Origin of the sequence: Butyrivibrio sp. NC3005 (assembly GCF_000424545.1) — a bacterium.
Classification (GTDB): Bacteria; Bacillota; Clostridia; order Lachnospirales; family Lachnospiraceae; genus Butyrivibrio.
Genome location: NZ_KE384207.1, coordinates 1 through 23,613, shown reverse-complemented (window position 1 = coordinate 23,613; position 23,613 = coordinate 1). Strand labels below are relative to the sequence as shown.

The 23,613-nt window shown below is 34.8% G+C and carries 21 protein-coding genes; 16 read left to right on the top strand and 5 right to left on the bottom strand.

Translation table 11 applies throughout. The features are described from left to right. The first annotated feature begins 5 nt into the window (after window positions 1–5). Both G634_RS0116110 and G634_RS0116105 read left to right on the top strand, forming a co-directional pair. Window positions 6–515, top strand: coding sequence for a DUF5721 family protein (locus G634_RS0116110; RefSeq protein ID WP_026506128.1), 510 nt, complete (start codon window positions 6–8; stop codon window positions 513–515). Between the two features lie 104 nt (window positions 516–619). After that, complete coding sequence (locus G634_RS0116105; RefSeq protein ID WP_026506127.1) at window positions 620–1,456, top strand: DegV family protein; 837 nt, start codon at window positions 620–622, stop codon at window positions 1,454–1,456. A gap of 180 nt (window positions 1,457–1,636) precedes the next feature. Here G634_RS0116105 and G634_RS0116100 read toward each other — a convergent pair whose 3' ends face one another. From G634_RS0116100 to G634_RS0116090, 3 genes are read right to left on the bottom strand one after another with little or no spacing between them, the layout of a single operon-like run. Further along, complete coding sequence (locus G634_RS0116100) at window positions 1,637–2,368, bottom strand: LytR/AlgR family response regulator transcription factor (protein WP_026506126.1); 732 nt, start codon at window positions 2,366–2,368, stop codon at window positions 1,637–1,639. Window positions 2,369–2,392: 24 nt separating this feature from the next. After that, entirely contained in the window at window positions 2,393–2,686 is a 294-nt protein-coding gene (locus G634_RS0116095) for a DUF1294 domain-containing protein (protein WP_026506125.1), read from the bottom strand. A 25-nt stretch (window positions 2,687–2,711) separates the two neighbouring features. After that, window positions 2,712–3,983, bottom strand: coding sequence for an argininosuccinate synthase (locus G634_RS0116090; RefSeq protein WP_051234184.1), 1,272 nt, complete (start codon window positions 3,981–3,983; stop codon window positions 2,712–2,714). 286 nt (window positions 3,984–4,269) lie between these two features. Here G634_RS0116090 and G634_RS0116085 point away from each other — a divergent pair, with 286 nt between their 5' ends. From G634_RS0116085 to G634_RS0116030, 12 genes are all read left to right on the top strand, one after another. Then, window positions 4,270–4,746, top strand: coding sequence for a GNAT family N-acetyltransferase (locus G634_RS0116085; RefSeq protein ID WP_026506123.1), 477 nt, complete (start codon window positions 4,270–4,272; stop codon window positions 4,744–4,746). Further along, window positions 4,743–5,966: a bifunctional ornithine acetyltransferase/N-acetylglutamate synthase gene (gene argJ / locus G634_RS0116080; protein WP_026506122.1), complete on the top strand. Its 1,224-nt coding sequence runs from the start codon at window positions 4,743–4,745 to the stop codon at window positions 5,964–5,966. Before G634_RS0116085 ends, argJ begins: the two co-directional genes overlap by 4 nt. Before the next feature lie 24 nt (window positions 5,967–5,990). Next, the gene (gene argB, locus G634_RS0116075; protein WP_026506121.1) at window positions 5,991–6,875 is read left to right on the top strand and encodes an acetylglutamate kinase; all 885 of its coding nucleotides are present in this window, start codon (window positions 5,991–5,993) and stop codon (window positions 6,873–6,875) included. Window positions 6,876–6,889: 14 nt separating this feature from the next. Beyond that, window positions 6,890–8,089 carry an aspartate aminotransferase family protein gene (locus G634_RS0116070; protein WP_242826835.1) on the top strand — a complete coding sequence of 400 codons (1,200 nt, stop codon included), beginning with the start codon at window positions 6,890–6,892 and terminating at the stop codon, window positions 8,087–8,089. A 107-nt stretch (window positions 8,090–8,196) separates the two neighbouring features. Next, entirely contained in the window at window positions 8,197–9,669 is a 1,473-nt protein-coding gene (locus G634_RS19715) for a sugar ABC transporter substrate-binding protein (protein ID WP_035800536.1), read from the top strand. A gap of 86 nt (window positions 9,670–9,755) precedes the next feature. Beyond that, a complete protein-coding gene (locus G634_RS20605) occupies window positions 9,756–10,520 on the top strand; it encodes a helix-hairpin-helix domain-containing protein (protein ID WP_051234182.1) in 765 nt (254 codons plus the stop codon). A 26-nt stretch (window positions 10,521–10,546) separates the two neighbouring features. Further along, a complete protein-coding gene (locus G634_RS0116055) occupies window positions 10,547–11,227 on the top strand; it encodes a response regulator transcription factor (RefSeq protein ID WP_026506119.1) in 681 nt (226 codons plus the stop codon). 5 nt (window positions 11,228–11,232) lie between these two features. Continuing rightward, on the top strand, window positions 11,233–12,717 hold the full coding sequence (locus G634_RS0116050) for a sensor histidine kinase (RefSeq protein WP_051234180.1): 1,485 nt from the start codon (window positions 11,233–11,235) through the stop codon (window positions 12,715–12,717). 16 nt (window positions 12,718–12,733) lie between these two features. Then, the gene (locus G634_RS0116045) at window positions 12,734–13,687 is read left to right on the top strand and encodes a GerMN domain-containing protein (RefSeq protein ID WP_051234176.1); all 954 of its coding nucleotides are present in this window, start codon (window positions 12,734–12,736) and stop codon (window positions 13,685–13,687) included. Window positions 13,688–13,778: 91 nt separating this feature from the next. Continuing rightward, window positions 13,779–16,040, top strand: coding sequence for a DNA internalization-related competence protein ComEC/Rec2 (locus G634_RS0116040; protein WP_026506116.1), 2,262 nt, complete (start codon window positions 13,779–13,781; stop codon window positions 16,038–16,040). Window positions 16,041–16,136: 96 nt separating this feature from the next. Then, window positions 16,137–17,153: a DNA polymerase III subunit delta gene (holA, locus tag G634_RS0116035; protein WP_051234174.1), complete on the top strand. Its 1,017-nt coding sequence runs from the start codon at window positions 16,137–16,139 to the stop codon at window positions 17,151–17,153. A gap of 26 nt (window positions 17,154–17,179) precedes the next feature. Continuing rightward, a complete protein-coding gene (locus G634_RS0116030; RefSeq protein ID WP_026506114.1) occupies window positions 17,180–17,812 on the top strand; it encodes a DUF1653 domain-containing protein in 633 nt (210 codons plus the stop codon). Window positions 17,813–17,869: 57 nt separating this feature from the next. Here the strand turns inward: G634_RS0116030 and G634_RS19705 are convergent, their stop codons facing one another. Further along, entirely contained in the window at window positions 17,870–18,634 is a 765-nt protein-coding gene (locus G634_RS19705; RefSeq protein ID WP_242826834.1) for a phosphatase PAP2 family protein, read from the bottom strand. A 129-nt stretch (window positions 18,635–18,763) separates the two neighbouring features. Then, window positions 18,764–19,717 (bottom strand): diacylglycerol/lipid kinase family protein, encoded by a 954-nt coding sequence (locus G634_RS0116020; protein ID WP_026506113.1) that lies wholly within the window; start codon window positions 19,715–19,717, stop codon window positions 18,764–18,766. 193 nt (window positions 19,718–19,910) lie between these two features. Between G634_RS0116020 and glyA the strand changes: the two genes are divergently transcribed. Together glyA and G634_RS19700 are read left to right on the top strand one after the other, a co-directional pair. Continuing rightward, a complete protein-coding gene (gene glyA, locus G634_RS0116015; RefSeq protein WP_026506112.1) occupies window positions 19,911–21,149 on the top strand; it encodes a serine hydroxymethyltransferase in 1,239 nt (412 codons plus the stop codon). Between the two features lie 738 nt (window positions 21,150–21,887). Beyond that, window positions 21,888–23,186: a glycoside hydrolase family 3 N-terminal domain-containing protein gene (locus G634_RS19700; RefSeq protein WP_051234172.1), complete on the top strand. Its 1,299-nt coding sequence runs from the start codon at window positions 21,888–21,890 to the stop codon at window positions 23,184–23,186. Window positions 23,187–23,613: the final 427 nt, after the last annotated feature.

The window sequence follows — 23,613 nt, the reverse complement described above, 5'->3', positions numbered from 1 at the left end:
ACTGTATGATTAGTTTGAGGATTAAACAGAACAAAGTCTTCATGAATAAGATGCTGATAGGAAATCTGTTTTCATCTTTTCTTTTGGAAGAAGCTGTGATTCAGACCTATAATCTATTCACAATTGATGGACATATTGCCAAAGAATTCTATGGTGATGATGAAGAAAATAATATTCAATATCCATTATCTACATGGGATTCTATGCAGAAAATATGTCTTGATCTTATAAAAGGGCATCTAACTCCTCTTGGATTTAAGTTTGTCCTTCATTTAAAGCCAGAAGCAGTTGATAATCTGCTAAGAAAGCATGATATTGCACTTACATCCAATGATTTGTCACTTGTTTTAAATATACGTTTTGGTGAAATACAGACAGGTGAATCAGTTATTACTATTACAAGTGGTGCTTCCATAAAGACATTTACACTTGATAAATCTTATGAGACTATCTGGGATAATGCAGTTTGCAAGATGTTTGATGTATTTCAGATGGATTATGAAAAATTAGTGTGAATTAACTTGTTCTTTACGTATGGAGAAAAAAGTGATAAGATGTAGTAATGAAAACTACATGCAAGAAGCTATAATTGTAGCTTGATGCGTATTGCGGAGGCTTTATGAGTTATAAAATTGTAATGGATAGTTGTTGTGAACTTCCAACCAATTTATGGGGAGATTCAAGATTTGAATTTGTTCCACTTGCTTTAGAGGTAGGCGATTATCATATAATGGATGATGAGAACTTCGACCAGCAGGATTTTATTAAGAGAATGGCTGAGTCAGAAACCTGTGCCAAGACAGCGTGTCCATCACCAGATAGATATAAACAGGCTTTCGATACTGATGCAGATCATGTTTTTTGTGTTACACTTTCTTCCAAACTTAGTGGAAGTTATAACAGTGCTCTTATTGGAAAAGAAATATATGAGGAAGAGGGCGGAGACAAGAAGGTCTATATAGTAGATTCTTTATCTGCTTCTTCTGGAGAAACTCAGATAGTTTTTAAGCTTATGGAGCTGGAAGAGGAAGGCCTTGAGTTTGAAGAGATCGTTGAGAAGATTAATGAATTTCGTGACAATATGTTCACTTATTTTGTTCTTGATAGTCTTGAGAATTTGAGAAAAAATGGACGACTTACAGGCATGAAGGCTCTTGTTGCTACAACTTTGAATATCAAACCTGTGTGTGCTGGTGAGAAAGGCTCAATAGTTCAGAAAGGACAGGGCGTTGGAATGCGTAAAGCTCTTATGAAGATGACTGAAATTTTGGTAAAAGAATGTCATAATCCAGAAGATCGACGTCTTATTATTTCTCATTGTAACTGTTACGAAAGAGCAATGCTTGTCAAAGATCTTATTATGGCAAAGGCACCGTTTAAAGAAGCTATTGTTATTGATACAAGAGGCGTTAGTACTATATATGCAAGTGATGGCGGAATTGTCGTAACTTGCTGATTAGATTGTTTTATAGAAGTTTTTTAGTTTCAAAAGTTGGAATTTTTAAAACCGGTAAGTAAATGATTACTTACCGGTTTTATCGTTAATCAGAACTAATATAAAGCGTGTAAAACTATCAACTACTCGATACAAAAGTGCCTGATGATTTGTTAAGATGATTATTCAAAAACAATTATCTTAGCCCTGATGTTTGGTTTGTTCTTCGATCATTTTGTTTTTCATGTAGCTTCGATACTCGATTGAAACATGAAATTCTTTACCATCATTCATGCAGACTTTGAAAAGCGACAATTTTTTTATCATTCTGACATTAATGACAGCCTTTTCATAAGAAGGAACGATGAAATCATAATCATCAAGATAATTATAGAAATGATATAAATCTGATGAAATATCAAAGTTTTCTCCATTTGATAAATGAACCCTAACCCTGCTGTTGTCAAGAGAGTATGCATAGCAAATATCATTTCCACTAACAAATATTGTATTATCTGTACCTCTTAATTCAACAACAGGTTCAGGACTGATTCTATTCTTTTCGCAAAAATCCAGCATTTGATTAAGCTCTTTTACCAGTATTGGCTTGTCCATGAAAAGAAAATCTTCATGCTCTTGTTCATCAACAAGAAGAGTATAATCGATTTTTGAAGAAGTAAGTACAATTAACCCTCGATAACCAATAGTCCTAAGTTTTCTTGCTACATCAAGACCGTTTTCATTGCCTTGAACCATATCGAGAAAAATAACATCATATACTTCCGGTGTTTGCATTAAAGCTGGGATATTTCCGAATAAATCCAGAAAATAACCTTCTTGTCCGCTGACTTTTTTTGCATCAGAAGCTCTCGTTAAAAGCCGTTCCATTTGCTTTCTATCGGCAATGTTATCATCACAAACTGCAATATGCATATTGGCTCCCCTTTTCAAATCTATTTACATAAATTTAAAATCAACAACTTTTGTAAGTCCATAAATAAGTAAGCCCTGTAACACGATTATTAAAGGCATTCCAACAACAAAATACCAATGTCTGGTTTTGTGATGAAACGAATACATTCCTATAGTACTACCAATACTTCCGCCGATAAAGGCAAATAGAAAAAGTGTAGCTTCTGGAATTCTATAAGCATGTCTTCTTGCTCTATGCTTATCAATTCCCATAGTAGCAAAACCAAGGCAGTTAACTGCCAAAAAGTAAAATAGAATCAATAATAAAGATAATTTCATGTTAAGCAATAAAACCCCAATCTATTTATTTATCGCCTACATTCTTAACGCTTTTTTTGGTACTTGTCTTTGATTTTTCATCTACTTCCTGCATCTTAAGCGCACGAACTTTCATGGACAGACCAAAGAGATTAATGAATCCACTAGCGTCTTTGTGATCGTACATATCACCTGTAGTAAAAGAAGCGATGCTTTCATTATACAACGAATATGGTGATGTAGTACCGGCTTTTATAATATTTCCTTTATAAAGTTTGAAATGAACTTCGCCAGTTACATATTTTTGTGTGCTCTTTATAAATGCCATAACTGCTTCACATACAGGAGTAAACCACTTTCCTTCGTAAACAAGAGAAGCAAACTTTGCGCTCATTTCATTTTTAAGAGCATATGTGTCACGGTCGAGAATCAGTTCTTCAAGCTGCTGGTGAGCTTCATATAGAATTGTTCCGCCAGGAGTTTCATAAACGCCACGACTCTTCATTCCGACTACACGGTTTTCAACAATATCGATTATACCAATACCATTTTTTCCACCGATATCATTGAGAGTGCGGATAATATCAGAAACTTTCATTTTTACACCGTTAACGCTGGTAGGAACTCCTTCTTCGAAAGTCATTGTGACGTCAGTTACCTTGTCAGGAGCGTTTTGAGGAGATACACCTAAAACGAGCATGTGGTCATAATTTGGCTCGAGTGACGGATCTTCGAGTTCAAGACCTTCATGAGAGATATGCCATATATTTCGATCACGGCTGTAACTATTGTCCATGGAAAATGGCAGATGAATGCCATGAGCTTTGCAGTAATCAATTTCATCATCACGTGATAAAAGAGTCCACTTAGGATCACGCCATGGAGCAATGATTTTAATATCAGGAGCAAGGGCTTTGAAGGTAAGCTCGAAACGAATCTGGTCATTTCCCTTACCAGTAGCGCCATGACAAATGGCTGTAGCACCTTCTTTTCTTGCAATTTCAACGAGACGTTTTGCAATTGCAGGACGAGCCATGGATGTTCCGAGCAGATACTTATTTTCATAAACTGCGTGAGCCTGAACACAAGGAACAACATAGTTGTCACAGAAATCGTCAGTTATATCTTCTATATAAAGCTTTGCTGCGCCGCATGCCTTTGCACGCTCTTCGAGACCATCAAGCTCATTGCCCTGACCACAGTCAGCACAGACACAGACAACATCATAGCCGTATTCTTCTTTGAGCCAAGGAATAATAGTAGTAGTATCAAGTCCGCCAGAATATGCGAGAATTACCTTTTCTTTATTAGTAGCCATTGTCATTTCCTCCATTATTAAACTGTTATTTGCATAAAAAGTGCATAAATATTATCTAAGTAGTATAAAAGTTATATCTGACTTTTATGCGATTATAATACATTGGTGTTTTCATTGCAATATATAAATGTATAAAAAATATTTTTTATGCATTTTGATTGAATATTTATAAAAAACTCTTGCATATTTCCGATATACACATTATACTAGTTCAATACAATACATTAAAATTTTAACGCACAAAAAGGAAAAAGTATACTAGATCAAAATATAAAGAGGTAGGAATATGATTAGAGTAATGACGATTGAGGATTATGATGAAGTATTCACGCTATGGAATTCTATTCAGGGATTTGCTATAAGAAGCATTGATGATTCCAGAGAAGGGGTTGCCAGATTTTTGCGTAGAAATCCTACTACGTCTTGTGTATACATCAAAGATGGAAAAATAGTTGGTGCGATTTTGTGCGGTCATGATGGAAGACAAGGATCTTTTTATCATGTATGTGTAGACAAAGATTATAGAAGACATCATATTGGTCATAAAATGGTGGATTTTTGTATAGAAGCTTTGAAAAAAGAATATATCAGTAAAGTGTCTTTAAATGCGTTTGTGATTAATGAAGCAGGAAATGCTTTTTGGACAAAAATGGGTTGGAAAATTCGTGAGGATTTGAACGAATATGATTATATAATAAATATGAATAATCGAAATGTTGTTATTGGAGATAAAGAAATCGGCAAAGAGAGGAACGCGTCATGAAGAAAATAGAAGGCGGAGTAATGGCTGCGAAAGGTTTTAAGGCAGCAGGTGTTGAAGCAAATATCAAATATTCAGGTAGAAAAGATATGGCAATAGTCTATAGTGAGTCGGCGTGTACATTGGGCGGTGTATTTACTAGTAATGTCGTAAAGGCAGCTCCTGTTTATTGGGATAAGAATATTGTAAAAAATGCAGGAGAGGTTCATGGAGCAATAATAAACTCTGGAATCGCAAACGCCTGCACAGGTGAAGATGGAATGGAAATTTGTCGTCAGATGGCACAAACGACGGCGGGTTTACTAGGAGTAAATGAGAAAGAAATTCTTATTAGTTCCACTGGAGTTATTGGGATGCAGATTCCTTTTGAGAAAGCCAAAAAAGGAATTGAAAATCTATGCTCATTGATCAAAGACAATAAGACAAATAGTTTTGATGCAGCAAGTGCGATAATTACAACAGATACTCATCCAAAGGAAATTGCTTTTTCATTTGAACTTGATGGAAAAGAGGCTCATATAGGAGCAATGGCAAAGGGATCAGGAATGATTCATCCTAATATGTGCACGATGCTTTGCTTTGTTACTAGTGATGTGGCTATTTCACATGAATTATTACAGAAAGCTTTAAGTGAAGTTGTAATGGATACTTTCAACATGATTTCGGTTGATGGAGATATGTCAACAAATGACTCACTTATGGTTATGTGTAATGGTGAAGCTCAAAATGATTTAATAAAAGAAGAAAATGAAAATTATGAAATTTTCAAAAAAGCACTGTTTGAAATATGCAGTGAAATGGCAAAAGAACTTGCAGGAGACGGCGAAGGAGCAACTGCCTTGTTTGAGACAAAGGTAGTTGGCGCAGATACCAAGGAAAATGCAAGATTACTGGCAAAATCTGTAATATGTTCTAATTTGACTAAAGCAGCGATTTATGGACATGATGCAAACTGGGGAAGAATTCTGTGTGCGCTTGGATACAGCGGAGCACAATTTAATCCGGAAAACATCGATTTGTACATAGAATCAGAGGCTGGAAAAATTCTTATTTTTACCAAGGGAAAAGCAGCAAAATATAGTGAAGAAGAGGCTACGAAAATTCTTTCACAAAAGAAAGTTACAGCACTTGTAGACATGAAGATGGGAGAGTGCGATGCAACAGCATGGGGATGTGATTTGACATATGACTATGTCAAGATTAATGCTGACTATAGAAGCTGATTATTAAAATGATAGGAGAATAGAATGGATAAAGATTTGCAGGAAGTATCAAAAAAAGCGTCAGTTCTTGTCGAAGCGCTTCCGTATATTCAGCAGTTTAATCATAAGATTATTGTTGTAAAGTATGGTGGAAGTGCAATGACTAATCCAGAACTTCAGAAAAATGTTATTCAGGATGTGTCACTTTTAAAACTTGTAGGATTTAAGCCAATCATTGTTCATGGTGGAGGCAAAGCTATAAGTAAATGGGTTGGAAAAGTTGGAAAAGAACCTGTGTTTGTTAATGGTCTGCGCGTTACAGATGAAGAAACAATGGAAATAGCTGAAATGGTTCTTTCGAGAGTAAATAAACAGTTAGTGACTATGGTGGAAGAACTTGGAGTCAAGGCAATCGGCATAAGTGGTAAGGATTCTTGTCTCTTACATGTGCAAAAAAAATTATCTGATGGAAAAGATATTGGTTTTGTAGGCGATGTTGATAAGGTTAATCCTAAAATACTACATGATTTAATGGATAATGATTATATTCCGATAGTTGCTCCTATTGGACTTGATGATGATTTTTTAACTTATAATATTAATGCAGATGATGCTGCATGTGCTATTGCAAAGGCGGTAGGTGCTGAAAAACTTGCTTTTCTTACAGATATTGAAGGTGTATATAGAGATATTAATGATAAATCAACATTTATAAGCTCTATGACATGTTCAGAAGCAGATGCTCTTATTTCATCAGGTCAGATTGGCGGAGGAATGTTGCCAAAGCTTTCAAATTGTGTAAGTGCTGTAAGAAATGGAGTTCATAGAGTGCATATTCTTGACGGAAGAACACCGCACTGTCTACTGATGGAATTTTTTACCAATACTGGTATTGGTACAATGTTTTTTAGTGACGAGGACAATGATTAAAAAGGGGATTGGAAATGTCTGCAGAAATGAAAGAATACATTTGTGAAGCAGAGAAAGCGTTGCTTCATACCTATAACAGATACCAAATAGTTTTAGAAAAAGGTGAAGATGTCCATTTGTATGATATGGATGGAAAGAAGTATCTTGATTTCGTGTCTGGTATAGCAGTGTTCGCGCTTGGTTATCATAATACCGAATATAATGATGCATTAAAGGCTCAGATTGATAAGATTATTCATACTTCAAATTATTTTTATAATAAACCAGCAATTGAAGCTGCCAAAAAACTTAAAAAGATCAGCCAAATGGACAGAGTCTTTTTTACAAACAGCGGAACAGAGGCGATTGAAGGTGCTTTAAAGGCGGCTAGGAAGTATGCTTATCTAAAAGATGGAACCAGGGATCATGAAATAATTGCTATGAATCACTCGTTTCATGGCAGAACTTTTGGCGCACTTTCAGTAACTGGAAATCCGAAATATCGTGAAGCTTTTGAACCTATGATTGGCAATATTAAATTTGCTGATTTTAACAATTTTGAAAGCGTTCTTGAAGCTGCAAACACTAAGACATGTGCTATTATCATGGAAACAGTTCAGGGTGAAGGTGGAATCTATAAGGTAGATGAAGAATTTTTAAAAAAAGTAAGAAAACTTTGTGATGAAAAAGATATTCTGCTTATTCTGGATGAAATTCAGTGTGGTATGGGGAGAACCGGAAGTTATTTTGCATGGCAAAAGTATGGTGTAAAGCCTGATATTATGACAAGTGCCAAGGCTTTAGGATGCGGTGTCCCTGTTGGTGCTTTCCTTATGACAGAAAAGGTTGCTGCAAATTCTCTTTGTGCAGGAGATCATGGAACTACCTATGGCGGAAACCCGCTTGCATGTACAGCAATTTGCAAAGTACTTGATTTATTTGACAAGAACAATATAATAGACCATGTGAATAATGTTTCTCCATATCTTGAAAAAAGACTTGAGGAACTTGTTTCTAAGTATGATTTTATTAAAATGCGACGTGGCATTGGCTTTATGCAGGGACTTGTGTTCGACATCCCTGTCGGGGAAATAATTACTAATGCAATGGATAATGGACTGATTTTGATTAATGCAGGTACTAATGTTATTCGATTTGTACCGCCTCTCATAATCGAAAAAGAGCACGTTGACCAAATGATTAGCATATTGGATGATTGTTTATCAAAGATATAATTATTATTTTTACCAGCGCACATTGTCAGCTAGTTGATTTTGAGCAAAAGGATTTGAGTGAAGAATATCCAAAGTCAATTAAAAGTCGCTACTAACAAAGGAGATTTATGCAAAAGAAAAAGATTCGTATCTTCTCTGCAGCAGCTGCAGTGTGCGTTATTTTGTTTGCCGCATATCATTCTAGAGGTGATATAAGAGCGGAAAAAGAATTCATTTTTTCTTCTAAGAAAAATACTGTTAATCTATGGTATAGTGATGATGCGTTGACAGATTATTTACTGTCAAGATCTGTTGAATTTAATGACACTCACAAAAAAATCCGTCTTGTTCCAAAACTTGTGTCGGCAAAAGAATATTTGGAAAATATTGGAAAAGCATCAACCAATGAAGATGAATATCCAGACCTCTATATCTTAACAAATGATGCTTTAGAAAAAGCGACACTTTCCGGACTTACAACTCCGATATCTGATACTGATCTATTTAATGCAGATAATTTCAGTAAAGCTGCACTTTCAAGCGTTTCATATGATGGAGAATATGTAGCATATCCATATTATTTTGAAACCAGTACCCTTTTGTATAACAAAACTTATCTGGAAAATGCTGCAAAAGATAAAGTTGAAAATGAGCATCTTCTAGCTGAAACAACTCCTGATAATGCTGTGTCTGGTTCTTCTCTTGATGAAAATTCAAAAGAATTTAAAGAAGAGGTTTCTAAAAAAGAAAAAGAAATGCTTCCGCAGACTATGACAGATATAATAAAGTTTGCAGAAAGCTATAATGCTCCAGAAGGAGTAGAGGCAATTTTTAAGTGGGATGTATCTGATATTTTCTATAATTATTTTATTGTTGGTGACTGTATTAATATTGGTGGTAAATCAGGTGATGATGTAGGCAAAATAGATATTTATAATAAAGATTCTATTAAGTGCATGAGTCTGTACCAAAAACTCAATCAGTTCTTTGCTATTGATTCCAAAACATCTTCTTATGAAAGCGTAAAACAGGATTTTATAGATGGAAAAATGATTTTTACACTTGCAACAACAGATGTATTATCCAGCATTAAAAAGGCTCAGAAAGAAGGAAAGTGCAAATTTGAATATGGTGTACTTCCTATGCCGAGTCTTACACCTGATTGTAAAACCAGAACAATGTCTGTTACGCAGTGTATAGCTGTAAATGGTTATTCTGAATGTGAAGATAAAGCAAAAGAAGTTGCACAGTGGCTTTGCACACAGACAAATGATGATTTGTACAAACAGGCAGATAAAGTATCCTGTTATAAAAAAGTACAGCATGAAGAAGAAAAGCTTGATGGATTTTTGGCTGCCTATGAAAATTCAGTTCCAATGCCTAAGATGATTTCAACATCAAATTTTTGGATGCAGCTTGAAATATCTTTTGAAAAAATCTGGAATGGAGCAGATCCAAATGAAACGTTGAAAGCTGTCTCTGAGCAGATTAAAACACAGGTTACAGGTTCGAAATATACAGAAACATATGTTGAAACACCGGAAAATATATCGTTTACAAATGATGAAGACGATTATTACGATGAAGGAATGGATGGATAAAAATGACATGCAAGATTTTTCTTGCATGATTTGACTTTTTCTAATAAAATAGAAAAAGCATGGGCGGGACCCTCCTTGGAGGAATCATGCCTTTTACATTTTTAGAAAAAAATGATATAAAATCAAAATTTCGTCTTAAAAAATTCTTAATGACGGTTATAATAGTATTAGGAGTATTTCTATCGTCTGGTTGCACCAAAAAGAGCGATGAGATCGTTTGGCAGAATGAAAGCTTGATAGATAGTAGTATGCCGAATAAGGAAAATATAAGCACAGATTCAGTTTCTTTTGATGCAGGTGCATCAAAAGATAGCTTTTCTGCAGACTCAGCTACTAATAACACTAGCAGTAATAAGATTGCTGTTTATGTTTGCGGAGCAGTTTGCAAGAGCGGAGTATATGAGCTTGACATAAATAGTAGAATTGTCGACGCTATTGAAGCTGCGGGCGGCTTTTCTAAAGAGGCTGATACTGAATTTTTGAATTTGGCTCAGATTCTTAGTGATGGTTGTAAAATTAAAATTCCTACTGTTAAAGAGTCAAAAGAATTATTAAGTAAAGAAAATGATTTTGGCGTTACATCTAAGAATCAAATAGCAGATAATACTGATTTACAGAATTCTGAAGTTTGTGAGAAGGATAAAGCTGAAATTAAGGAAAGTGTGGTAAATATTAATACAGCTTCAGCGACCGAGCTTATGACTTTAAAAGGAATAGGTAAGTCAAGAGCAGAAGCTATAATTCAATATCGAACACAAAACGGATCTTTTGCAAAAATTGAAGATCTGATAAAAGTAACAGGTATCAAACAAAAAATGTTTGATAAAATAAAAAATAATATAACTGTATAAAAGCAGTTGTAAGAAAAGGGGATAAAATGGCAAGGAGAGCATTAGTCGTTGATGATGAGAAAGCAATTGTAAAAGGAATTAAGTACAGTTTGGAACAAGATGATATGGAAGTTGACTGTGCTTATAATGGTGAAGACGCATTAGAACTTGCAAAGAATAATAAATATGATATTGTTCTTTTGGATGTTATGCTTCCAAAACTTAGCGGTTTTGATGTATGTCTGGCTATTCGTGAATTTAGTACAGTGCCGATTATCATGCTTACTGCAAAGGGCGATGATATGGACAAGATTCTTGGTCTTGAATATGGCGCTGATGACTATATTACAAAACCATTTAATATTTTGGAAGTAAAGGCTAGAATTAAAGCTATTATTCGTCGTTCAGGTTCCCATTCTTCATCGGCTGGTGAAGTAACTTATGGTGATTTGAAACTTAATGAAGAGTACCGCAGAGTATATGTGAAAGGGAAAGAAATTAATCTGACTAGTCGTGAGTTCGAAGTTCTTGAACTTTTGGCTTCTACACCTGGAAAGATTTACTCAAGAGAAGAACTTCTTCACACAATTTGGGGTGATGATTATCCAGGAGACGTTAGAACAGTTGATGTTCACGTAAGAAGACTTCGCGAAAAGTTAGAGTCTAATCCAAGCGAGCCTCGTTATGTTCGTACAAAATGGGGTAGTGGATATTTCTTCCAGGCATAAAATAAATGGATTTTAAAACGAATGTTTCAAACACCTTTCACAGACTAAAAGTAGTGAATGTCTTTAGAAGTTTGCGTGCTAGAATCTTCGTTCTCGTATTTTTGACAGGTCTTATCTCATGTCTTGTTGTACATCAGGTTATTCTGTACAACTATGAGACTAGAGCTGTCGATGTACGAAAAAATGAAGTTCAGACACAGATGAGAATACTTGCAGATCATCTTATCACTTATGGATATCTTCAGGATACTACGTCAGAAGTTGTTAATGCCGAATTGGATTTGTTGGCAAATCTATATGACGGTAGAGTAATGATTATTGACGACGATTTACGTATAGTGAAGGATACCTATGGAATAAGTGAGGACAAGGTGATTATCTCTGAGGAAGTCGTAAATTGCCTGAAAAATGGTAACAGCGGTATTACCTCTGTTTATGATGCTCAAAATCACTATATTGAAATTACAACACCAATAGTAGAGACGATTTCTTCCGATAATGGCGATGAAGAATATGTAAGAGGTGTTATCCTTATAAGTGTATCAACAGAGTATATTACAACTACTCTTGATATTCTCAGTCAAAAAGCAACAAGGATTGAACTTATCATTATAATCGTAATGTTTGTATTTTCTTTGCTTTCGGCGAATATTCTTTTAAGGCCATTTGACAGAATAACCTCAGCAATTAACGATATCAAAGCAGGGTATACGATGGAAGAAATATCGGTGCCTGATTATCTGGAAACAGAGCATATCGTAAATGCATTCAATCAGCTTTTGCAGCGTATGAAAACCCTTGACGATTCTAGACAGGAGTTTGTATCAAATGTTTCGCATGAGCTTAAGACACCGATTACTTCTATGAAAGTGCTTGCAGATACGCTTCTTCAACAACCTGATGCTCCAGTTGATATGTATAAAGACTTCATGCAGGATATCAGTCATGAAGTTGATAGAGAAGCTCAGATTATTAATGATCTTCTCTCCTTGGTAAAGATGGATAAGACTGCAGCAAGTCTTAATATATCCTCAGTTGATATTAATGATATGATTGAGCTTATATTAAAGAGGCTTCGTCCTATTGCCAGAAAGCAGAATATTGAGCTTACTTATGACTCAAGACGTGCAATTACAGCGGAAGTTGATGAAGTTAAGCTCTCACTTGCAATAATGAATCTGGTAGAAAATGCTATTAAATACAACAAGGATTCTGGTTGGGTAAAAGTAATCCTTGATGCAGATCATCAGTCATTTATAGTTACTGTATCAGATTCAGGAATAGGTATTCCTGAAGATTCGCTTAATCTGGTATTTAACCGTTTTTACCGCGTAGATAAATCACGTTCAAGAGAAATTGGCGGAACTGGTCTTGGACTATCAATCACTCAAAGCGTTATATTAATGCATCGTGGAACAATCGATGTTTCAAGTGTTTTGGATGAGGGAACAACATTTATTGTAAAGATACCGCTAAGTTTCACGAAATAAGGGGTTTGAAAAGCATATGAAGAGTAAGCTTTTTGTGATAGAGAATGCTTGTAGAGTTTCACTGCTTATCTTGATATCAGCTTTCTTTTTGAGTGGCTGTAAAGAATCAGGTGAGGTGGAAAAAGAAGATCCGCAGGCAATTAAAATATATTACGTGAACTCATCCGAAACTGGACTTGCAGAGAAAACATATCAATTAAAGGCAGATGTTTCTTCAACACAGCAAGTTATTGATGAAATGATAAAACAGCTTGCCAAGGCGCCAAATGATGTGGAATACGAAGCACCTCTTACCGGACGTATTTCACTTAATCGTTATGAGCTTAAAGATGGAACACTTACACTATATTTTGATGCAAGTTATAAGGAAGTAGCTCATGTTACAGAAATTTTAGATAGGGCAGCTATGGTGAGAACTTTTTCTCAGGCAAAGGGAGTTTCCAACGTGGCGTTTGTTATAGGCGATGAACCTTTAATTGACAATGATGGTGATAAAATCGGCAATATGAAGGCTGATACATTTATCTATAACGCTGGAAATGAAATAAACACTTATGAAAAAGTTACACTGACATTATATTTTGCAAATGCAAATGGAGACCATCTGGCAAAGGTTTACAGGACAGTTGTTTATAACAGCAATATTTCAATGGAAAGACTGGCAATAGAACAGCTGGTCGCAGGACCTAATACCGATAAAGTAATTGCGACTGTTAATCCTGCAAGTAAGATAAATAGTGTTACTGTCCGTGACGGAATCTGTTATGTGGATTTTAATTCTGATTTTCTGACACAGACTAATCGTGTAACTGCAGAAACAGCTATTTATTCACTGGTAAACTCTCTTACAACCTTTGCTGATGTTGAAAAGGTTCAGATTTCAATAGATGGAAAGACAAATGTAAAGTTTATGGATACACTTGATTTGTCATTACCATTAGAAGAAAATGAAGAGATAGTAGAAGAGTAAATGTTTTTATTGATAAAGAATTATTATTTTTGCCAGCTTAAAGATAAGGCTGGCAAAAATATACTAAGGATGATTTAAGGAAAAGGAATTCATGAAAAGACCACTATGTCTGGTAATAACAGCGTTTGTGGCTATAATATATGTTTGTTTGAGACTTTATTCGATACCTTTTCAGGATGAAAATATTGTTGATGGAGAAGACAAGCAGTTAGTAGGAAAAGTTGTTAGAAAAGAAAACAGGATTGATTTTCAAGGAAATAAAATCTTGGTATTATATCTAAAGATACCAAACAGTAATGAGCAAATCTTAGTCTATCTAAGCGATAATTCAAGCGCAATTCCCAAAATGGGACAAAGTGTAAAAGTTCAAGGACGATGCAAAAAGTTTAATTTTGCAACTAATCCTGGAGAATTTGATAGTAGAAGGTATTATCGAATTTTAAAAGTTTCATATACATTGAGAGATTCCAAAATAATGGCTTTAAGCAAAGATTATAACGAATATCTGGAAAATCTCAATTGTCTAAGAAGTTATTTTTCGAGTATTCTTGATGAAAATTTTAATGATGAAGATGCATCTGTTATGAAAGCTATGCTTCTTGGAGATAGAACAGCATTAGATGAAGAAATAAAAAGTCTATATCAAAATGCAGGGATAATTCATATACTATCTATCTCAGGATTGCATATTTCTATTCTGGGAGTAGCATTGTATGAACTTTTGAGAAAATGTAGATGTAAAATTTCAATTGCGTGCATATTATCTATTTTTGTGATGATAAATTATGGTCTTATGTGTGGAATGGGAACATCTGCAGTAAGAGCTATTATAATGTTTTTAATTAGACTAATTGGTAAAATATTGGGACGCACATATGATTTACTTACAGGACTTAGTATTGCAGCACTTTTTCTTGTGATTGAACAGCCTTTATATCTGTTTCATTCAGGATTTTTGATGTCATTTGGTGCAGTGCTTGGAATCGCATTAGTTTTGCCAACACTTTCTTTCAAGAGAAAGTTTTTCACGCCTCTTGATTATTGCCTTAATATTATTATTGCAAGTCTTTCAGTAAGCGTTATTACATTACCGATACAGATGAATTCATATTATACGATACCAAGATACTCTGTTTTTCTCAATATTCTTGTTATTCCTCTAATGGGGATTGTTTTATCACTTGGTATAGCACTTATTTTAATAGGTGGAGTAATAGGATTTGTGGGAATGGCAATTTCATTGCCTTGTGAACTAATCCTTCATTTTTATAAAATAATCTGTATTAGCAGTACCAAAATCTTTGGAAATACATGGTATGTAGGGCATGCAAATGATTTGCAGGTAGTTATCTATTATATCTTTGTGGGGATATATCTTTTTTTGTCTTATTACATAAAAAACTATGAGAAAAGAAATGAATTAGACGGTGAAATTATATCTCCCAAAAGAATAAATCAAATGAAATTTCTTCGTTTCGTGCCAATACTGGCAGGTATTATATTTCTTTGTGTAAGAGTAAAACCTGATTTTAAGATGACTTTTTTGCATGTAGGACAAGGAGATGGCATTGTACTTGAACTAAATTCGAGAGCTTATTTAATTGATGGTGGAAGCACCTCTAGAAAGAACATAGGAAAAAATGTCTTAGAACCTTTTTTGAAATATGAAGGAATAGGGTATCTTGATGGAGTAATAGTATCGCATGAGGATGAAGATCATATTAGTGGAGTATTAGAAACTCTGGATAAGATGGATAGAGGCGGGATACAGATAGGTCATCTCTTTCTTCCTGATTGTGATGAAAAATGTAGAGAAGAAAATTTTAAACTTTTGGAACAGAAAGCTAAAATACATAATGTACCGGTAATATATCTTAAAAGAGGAGATGAAATAGATGCTGGAAATGGAAGATTTATGTGTCTTGGACCTGTCAAAGGTATGACGAGTGAAGGTGCTAACGCACATTCAACGATATTGTATTTAAAACTACAAAAAAAGAATAATAATATAAGTGTGCTTTTTACAGGTGATGTTGAAAAAGAAGGCCTTTTTATGTTGAATGACTATTTTGATAAAAATAAAAATCTAATACCTCAAATTGATATTTTAAAGGTGGCACATCATGGTAGTAAATATACGACAGATGATCAGTTTTTAAATCTGACTAAACCAAAACTTGCACTCATATCCTGTGGAAAAAATAACCGTTATCATCATCCGTCACCAGAACTTATGGGAAGATTAAAAGAACATCAAATTCCAAGTATGATAACCTATGAAACAGGAGCAATACAAATATATAGTTCTAAAACGGGAATTAAAATTTCAAATTTTTGTTTGCAGAACAATTGATTTAACTTATACATCTTGCCTGCAAATGTGGTAGAATAAAGAGGTAGCGCCTGTTAGCACAGGTATAAGTAAAGAAATTATGTGAATGGAGTACTAATGGCTAAGAAAACATCAGAATATCCGGCCAAGCAGAAGAAAATTAACGAAGCTATTGAAAGTCAGGTTTTTCAGCATAGTTATCTTATATATGGCGAAGAGACGTATTTGAGAAATCAGAACAAAGATAAGCTGAAAAAAGCTCTTCTCGGCAGCGGTGATGCCATGAATCTCCAATATTATTCAGGAAAAAACCTTAATCCTGGTGAAATAATAGATATGGCAGAGACTCTTCCTTTTTTTGCTGAAAGAAGAGTTATTGTTATTGAAGATTCAGGTTTTTTCAAGGATGGATGTAAAGAGCTATCTGCATATCTTAAGAATCCTGCTGAGACTGCATATTTTATTTTTGTGGAAACAGATATTGATAAACGAAAAGATATGTATAAGGCAGTTCATAATAATGGATTTGACATTGAGTGTGATGTTCAGAACGAGCAAACGCTCATTAAATGGATAGCATTCAAGCTTGGCAAGGAAAACTTTAAGATAACAAGTGAGGATGCAAAATTTTTCTTAGAGAGAGTCGGAACAGATATGGGCAATGCGGCGAATGAGTTGGAAAAACTTGTTTGCTATGCGCAGGGACGAAATGTTATTACACGAAATGATATTGAAGCTGTCTGTGCCAATTGGCTCTCCAACCAGATTTTTGTAATGATGGATGCAATGGTTGAGCACAATCAGCAGAAGGCTATGCAGCTTTATTATGATTTACTTGCGCTTAAAGAGCCGCCTCAGAGGATACAGGCACTTATTTTCAGGCAGTTCAATCTTATGATGCAGGTAAAAGAAATGCATGATAACCATAGAGATAATGGGAGCATAGCTTCAGCAGTTGGATTAATGCCTTTTATTGTTGGAAAGTATATAAATTGGGCCAAGAATTATACAATGCAGGATTTAAAAAATAATCTGGCAATGATAATAGAAAATGATGAAGCTGTGAAAAAAGGCAAACTAAACGATGTAATAAGTGTTGAAATGATATTAGTGAGGTGTTCAGCTAGAGTTTAGTCTTTGAAAAAGATGGGAGGAGAAAAATGAATAATAGACCACAGATTGGAGAACTTTACAGACATTTCAAAGGAAACTTGTATCAGGTAATTGCTATTGCAACTCATTCTGAGACACGTGAGGAACTTGTAATTTATCAGGCACTTTATGGAAATTATGGAGTATATGCTAGACCACTTAGTATGTTCATGAGTGAAGTTGATCATAGGAAATATCCTGATATTGTACAGAAGATGCGTTTCGAGCCAATTTCAAAAGAGGCATTGTCACCGGATGATGGCAAAAAGGATGTTACTTCTTTCAGAAATAATGCTTCAACATCATATAAGAATAATATTTCAGCATCATTTAGAGTATCGGATTATACATATAAACCAGAGATACCTAAAAATGAAGACTATATGAATAAAACTCTTGAAGAAGAAGCAGCAGAACTAAATATGAATCCTCTTGTTGTTAAATTTCTTGATTCAAATTCTGCAAAAGAAAGAATGAAAATTTTGGATCAGCTTCGAAATGTCATTACAGATGAAATGATTGATACTATGGCAATGGCTATCGAGGTTCAGATTGAACCTGGAGACGTATATGACAGGCTTGGTGATTTAAGAGATTGTTTAATGACAGTAGCGAGGTTTGAAACTGACAGATTAAGATAAAATCAGAATATTTAAATAAAAATGAGCTGTGAAATATATTCTTTTCACAGCTCATTTTTAACGGACATTTCGGCTTGTTACAAAAGGCGTTTCTTCTTCAATTTTATCATCAATATTGTCATTAATGAATCCCAGAATACGTAGAAAACCAATAACAATATTTGTGCGATATACAAGGTAATAGAACACAACGGCAAGACCTATTCCACAAATAACATCAATTACAGAGTGTTGCTTGATGAACATTGTCGAAAGAACAATTAGTATAGCACTGATAATAGAAATAATATTTCCTTTTTTGCTAAACCTTTTGCTATTTATAATGCTTATAGAACCACCAATAGCATTATAAACGTGCATGCTTGGAAATATATTTGTAGGTGTATCACAGGTATAGAAAAAATTAACCATGTGAATAAAAATGTTATCTCGTCCAAGCGTTGATAAATCAGGTCTTAATCTTTGAAGAGTTGGAAAAAACGTTGAAATAATCAAAAACAACGTCATTCCGCCGCATAAGAAGATGACAAATCTCCAATAATCCTCCTGTTCATAGCAAAGGACTGGAAAAGCAACGCAAAACGCTACAAATACAAACCAGAAAGCATAGGGAAGAACAAAAATCTCCAAAAAAGGAATTTTATCATCAAATCTAGTATGCATTTCAGTATAATGAATTAATGGACGTTTTTCCAAATAGTTAAACCAAATACAATAAATAATTCCGTAAATAAAAGTTGGAATAACCATCTTTACGGATTTAATAATACGCTGCCTGGTAACTGGACGGCTATAAATATTATTTTTTATAAATCTATACATAAAAATACCTGATTACCCTTCAGAATTAATAGTTTTAAATGAAAAGTAAAATACCAAAGATAACTATAGGCTATTATGGTAAAAATGGCAATACTCAAACGATAAAACGGTAAGTCTGTAAAAAAATCATCAAATAAGAAGTCTAAGCTTTTTCTGCAAACATTCAACTTTAATATCGGATGATTTTGCATATACTTCACCATCAGTGTGAATCCAAAGAGGAATGTCACTTTGTAAGTGTAGCTTTTGACAGTTCATCAGATGAACTCCTTGAATTTTTTTATGTAAACCAAGAAATGCAATAGGGAGTCCCCCTAGTATTTTTGACAAAGACATATTGGCAAATGCACATATGTCCAATTGTCCATCAGTATCATCGGCATCAGGACAGAATTTAAAACCACCACCTTCGTAGGAATGAATCATGCTTGTCGCAAAAATAGTATTGTTTAATTCAAAACTAATGTGATCATCAATTTCGAATATGAGTTTATTTTTGGGAGTATTGCAAATCTGTTTTAAGGCAATTGCAAGGTAAGTAAGTTTGCCTAAGTGTACTTTATTAAGAAGTCTTTTTGTCTTGGAATTACAGGCTGCTTCACATACCGCAGCATCAAAACCCATGCCTGCACTTACGGTAAAATAAAAGCTTTTTGGAACATTATCTGAATTTGGAGATAATACGGAGTTAAATGTAAGTTTACCAACATCTATTCTTCGTCTTTCCTCGCCACAAAGAATATGTTCCATCAAAACGCAGTCATCATCAAGCTTTAGTCCTTTTGCAAAATCTCCGCCAGAACCGCCAGGAAGGTAGCCCACTAGAACTTTGTCAAAATCCGTTATACCATTTATCACTTCATTGATAGTGCCATCGCCGCCTAATATAACAAGCTTTATAGGCTCCTTATCCTTTTCATGCATTTTCATCAGTGAACGTGTAAGCTTGGTTGCATCTTGCCTGTTTTTAGTGATTAGCTCTTTGTAAGGAATTTTGTTTTTTCTAAGTATACTTTGTATTTTTGCCCAGCGCTTCCTGGTAGCACCAGATCTTGAATATGGATTAACAAGAAAATAAAACATTTTATGCCTCTAAATTATCATTGTTGTACTATCATCTAATTCTAACACATAGCACGGTTTATAGTCATAAAAAATAGTGTAGGTTTCATATAAAAGATTGTAAATAATAACAAAAATCACTTTAGTGCTTTCAACTGATAAAAGAATGATATATAATCATATAAAGTGATTCTTTGTTCGGAAAGGGGATACCATGTATTCATTAGATGAAGTAAAAAAAGTAGATTTGGAAATTGCTAATTGTATTGAAAAAGAAATGCAGCGTCAGAATGACCACATTGAGCTTATTGCATCCGAAAATTGGACCAGTAAGGCAGTAATGGCAGCTATGGGCAGCCCACTTACAAACAAGTATGCAGAAGGACTTCCTGGAAAAAGATACTATGGCGGCTGTGAAGTTGTTGATGAAGTCGAGAACATAGCAAGAGAAAGAGCAAAGAAGCTTTTTAATTGTGATTATGTAAATGTTCAGCCTCATTCAGGTGCACAAGCCAATCTTGCTGTTGAGTTTGCACTTCTTAATCCAGGTGACACTATTATGGGCATGGATCTTAATCAGGGCGGACATTTAACTCATGGAAGCAGTGCAAATATTTCTGGAACATATTTCAACGTGGTTCCATATGGAGTTAATAAAGACGGATTTATTGATTACGAAGAAATGAAAAGAATTGCAATTGAGAATAAGCCAAAGCTCATTATAGCAGGTGCTTCTGCTTACTGCAGAACTATTGATTTTGCAAAGTTCAGAGAGGCAGCAGATGCATGTGGAGCAGTTCTTATGGCTGATATAGCACATATTGCAGGTTTGGTTGCAGCAGGTCTTCATCCAAGTCCATTTCCATATGCTGATGTTGTAACAACAACGACCCACAAGACTTTGAGAGGACCAAGAGGTGGACTTATCATGTGGAATCAGTCTGCACAGGATAAGTTTAAATTCAATAAAGCAGTATTTCCTGGAATTCAGGGAGGACCACTTGAACATGTTATAGCTGCAAAAGCGGTATGTTTTAAAGAAGCTCTCTCACCTGAATTTAAAGAGTATCAGACTAGTATTATTAATAATGCAAAGGCTCTATGCAAAGGGCTTTTGGATAGAAGTATAAAAATAGTATCAGGTGGTACTGATAATCATTTAATGCTCATTGATCTTACCAATTATAATCTTACAGGAAAAGAAGTTGAGAAGTGGCTTGATGAAGCACATATAACAGCTAATAAGAATACAATTCCTAATGAACAGCAGTCTCCATTTGTAACTAGCGGAATAAGGCTTGGTACACCAGCAGTTACCACAAGAGGAATGAATGAAGAGGACATGGATATGATAGCTGAGGCTATTTCTTTTGTAATAAAGAAAAAAGAAGCAGGAATAGAAGAAGCACGGGCAATTGTAAAAAAGCTTACAGACAAGTATCCACTCATTTGATTATATGATAGAAAAGTAGTTATATTATAAGCATTAAGGACTTCGCATCATATTATATTTTTTGTCATTATTAGAAATAGTGATGCGGAGTTCTTTTAAAAGTAATTTTCAGAAAATAACATACATTTTAAAATAAACACAGAAATCTATATAATAAAATGGTAAAATGAAATTTAATAGCCACGATTCTTGTAAAAATGTATTGACAAATAAGCACCTATAATGTATCATTAAATCAACAACAAAGATAGTTGTTTTGGATAAATACTTCGGGTAACCGAAAGAAAGGAAGGTACACTCCAAAGACATAGTTAGTTTACTATAACCGATGGAAAGGAAGGTACAAACCACCAGACAATTTTGTTGAGTATTGTAAGTTGAAAGAAAAATAATTTCAGATGTCAGGTACATGGAGAGTTGATGTTGAAGTTTAACGTCACAGCTTCTGAAAGCAAAGGTTAATGGGACTGGCAGATGGAAGTATAAGGAGGTACGGTCCATTGGGTAACGACGAACCGACGCAGAAGTCGGAAAATGAATTAAGAGAAAATTTAATAAACAGTTTTTAGGAGCGGTGGCTTTGAATATGCAAGGTCGTCGCTCTTTTTTTGTGCATTTTATGCTATAATGTCTGTGGGTAGTTAAATGAAAAATGCTTTATGGTCACAGTTTACGAAAAAATGTTTATTGTCTTATATGCAAACTGTGATTAAAAATTGAATACAAGGGGGAGCTGAGATGGCCACAGAGAATAATAGCAACGCTGAAGACAATTTTAATGAAGACAAAAGACGACAAAAAAGAAGAGTTCGTCGAAGAAAATCTCAGCTTACAGCATATTTTATAGTTACAGCTTTTATCATAATAATTTCAGGAGCAGCATTTGTTTCCGTATGTAAAGTATCATCAGTAATCACCAAAATCAGAGCAGATAGCATAACAAAAGAAAAAGAAAAACATAAAAAAGATAATAACCTTGCAATACTATCACCAGATAGCTCAAGTATTGACGATAAGGTAAGCGAGGAAAATGATCTGGAAAGTCGTATAAATGACACGATTTCATCAATGACAATAGAACAAAAAGCGGCGAGTCTGTTCATAGTTACACCAGAACAATTAACAGGAGTTGATGGAGTAGTTAAAGCGGGCAGCAGTACACAGACCGCACTTTCTAAATATACTGTTGGAGGTATTGTTTATCTTGCCAATAATCTAAAAGATGCTAATCAGATAAATGAAATGTTGTCTGATACGATGAAAATGAGTTCTTTTCCGCTTTTTCTAGCTATAAGTGAAACAGGTGGTGATAAAAGCCTTGTAGCAAATGCAACAGGAGCTGAAGTTATGCCAAACCCACAGGATTTAAGTGGAAGTAAGGCCAAAGAAGCAGGGGAGACAATAGGATCTTATCTTGTTAATGCCGGTTTTAATCTTGACATGTCATTGTCAGCAAATCTTTCAGATAAACCTGAGTGTTTTGGAACAGATGAGGGAAATGTTGCTTCAAAATTGTATGATTTTTCTTCCTCAATCGAAGAAAAAGGTGTATGTACTTGCATTGGAGACTTTCCAGTTAAGATGACAGGAAATGGTGATACAGAATCAAATGACAGTTCAAAGGAAGAGCTTTCTAAAAGCAACCTGAAAGCTTTTGAAGAAATGATTAATAGTGGAACAGCAATAATACAGATGAGCAATATCAATATGCCTAATTTAACAGGTGATGATAACCCGTGCAGTATGTCAGCCGTTGCAATTAGTAACATGCTAAGAAGTGATATGGGATTTACAGGTATTGTTATGACAGGTCCGATGAATCAGAAGGCGGTTACGGATAAGTATTCAGCAGATGTTGCAGCAGTTAATGCGATTGCAGCAGGTGCTGATATGATATACCTGCCAGCAGATTTTCAGACAGCATACAATGGAATACTTACAGCTGTTCAGAATGGAACGTTAACAGAAGATAGAATTAATGAATCATTGCAGAGAATCTTCAAAGTTAAATTTTCTACATTTGTAAACTTAAGTTAAATAAAAAATAAGTCGAAAAAACCAATTGAAAGGCAAAAGCTTTCAATTGGTTTTTTAGTGCAAAATTAAAGAAAAAATAAATGTGTTGACAAACTATATTTGATACAATATAATATAACAAAATATAATTCATATGTAGCGTAAGGCGGTAGTGTCAAGTGACCTATGAAAGAATGAGCTAAAAAGAAAAAGGCTCAAACGAACCTTGAAAATGTAGATATTGATACCGAAAAGCTCTCCGAGGGCTTAGGGCGCCGCCCTAAGAACCTGCAAGGGACCAGTCCCTTGACCCAATCAGCGGGCTCTGCCCGCACCCGTCCTCGCCGGAAGCAGGCCAGCAAGCACACTTGCTGACCAGATGTATAGGATAATCCGTGAACCTTATGTCAAGGGACTTTCGCGGCATATCCTCACCGGCTTTGCCGGT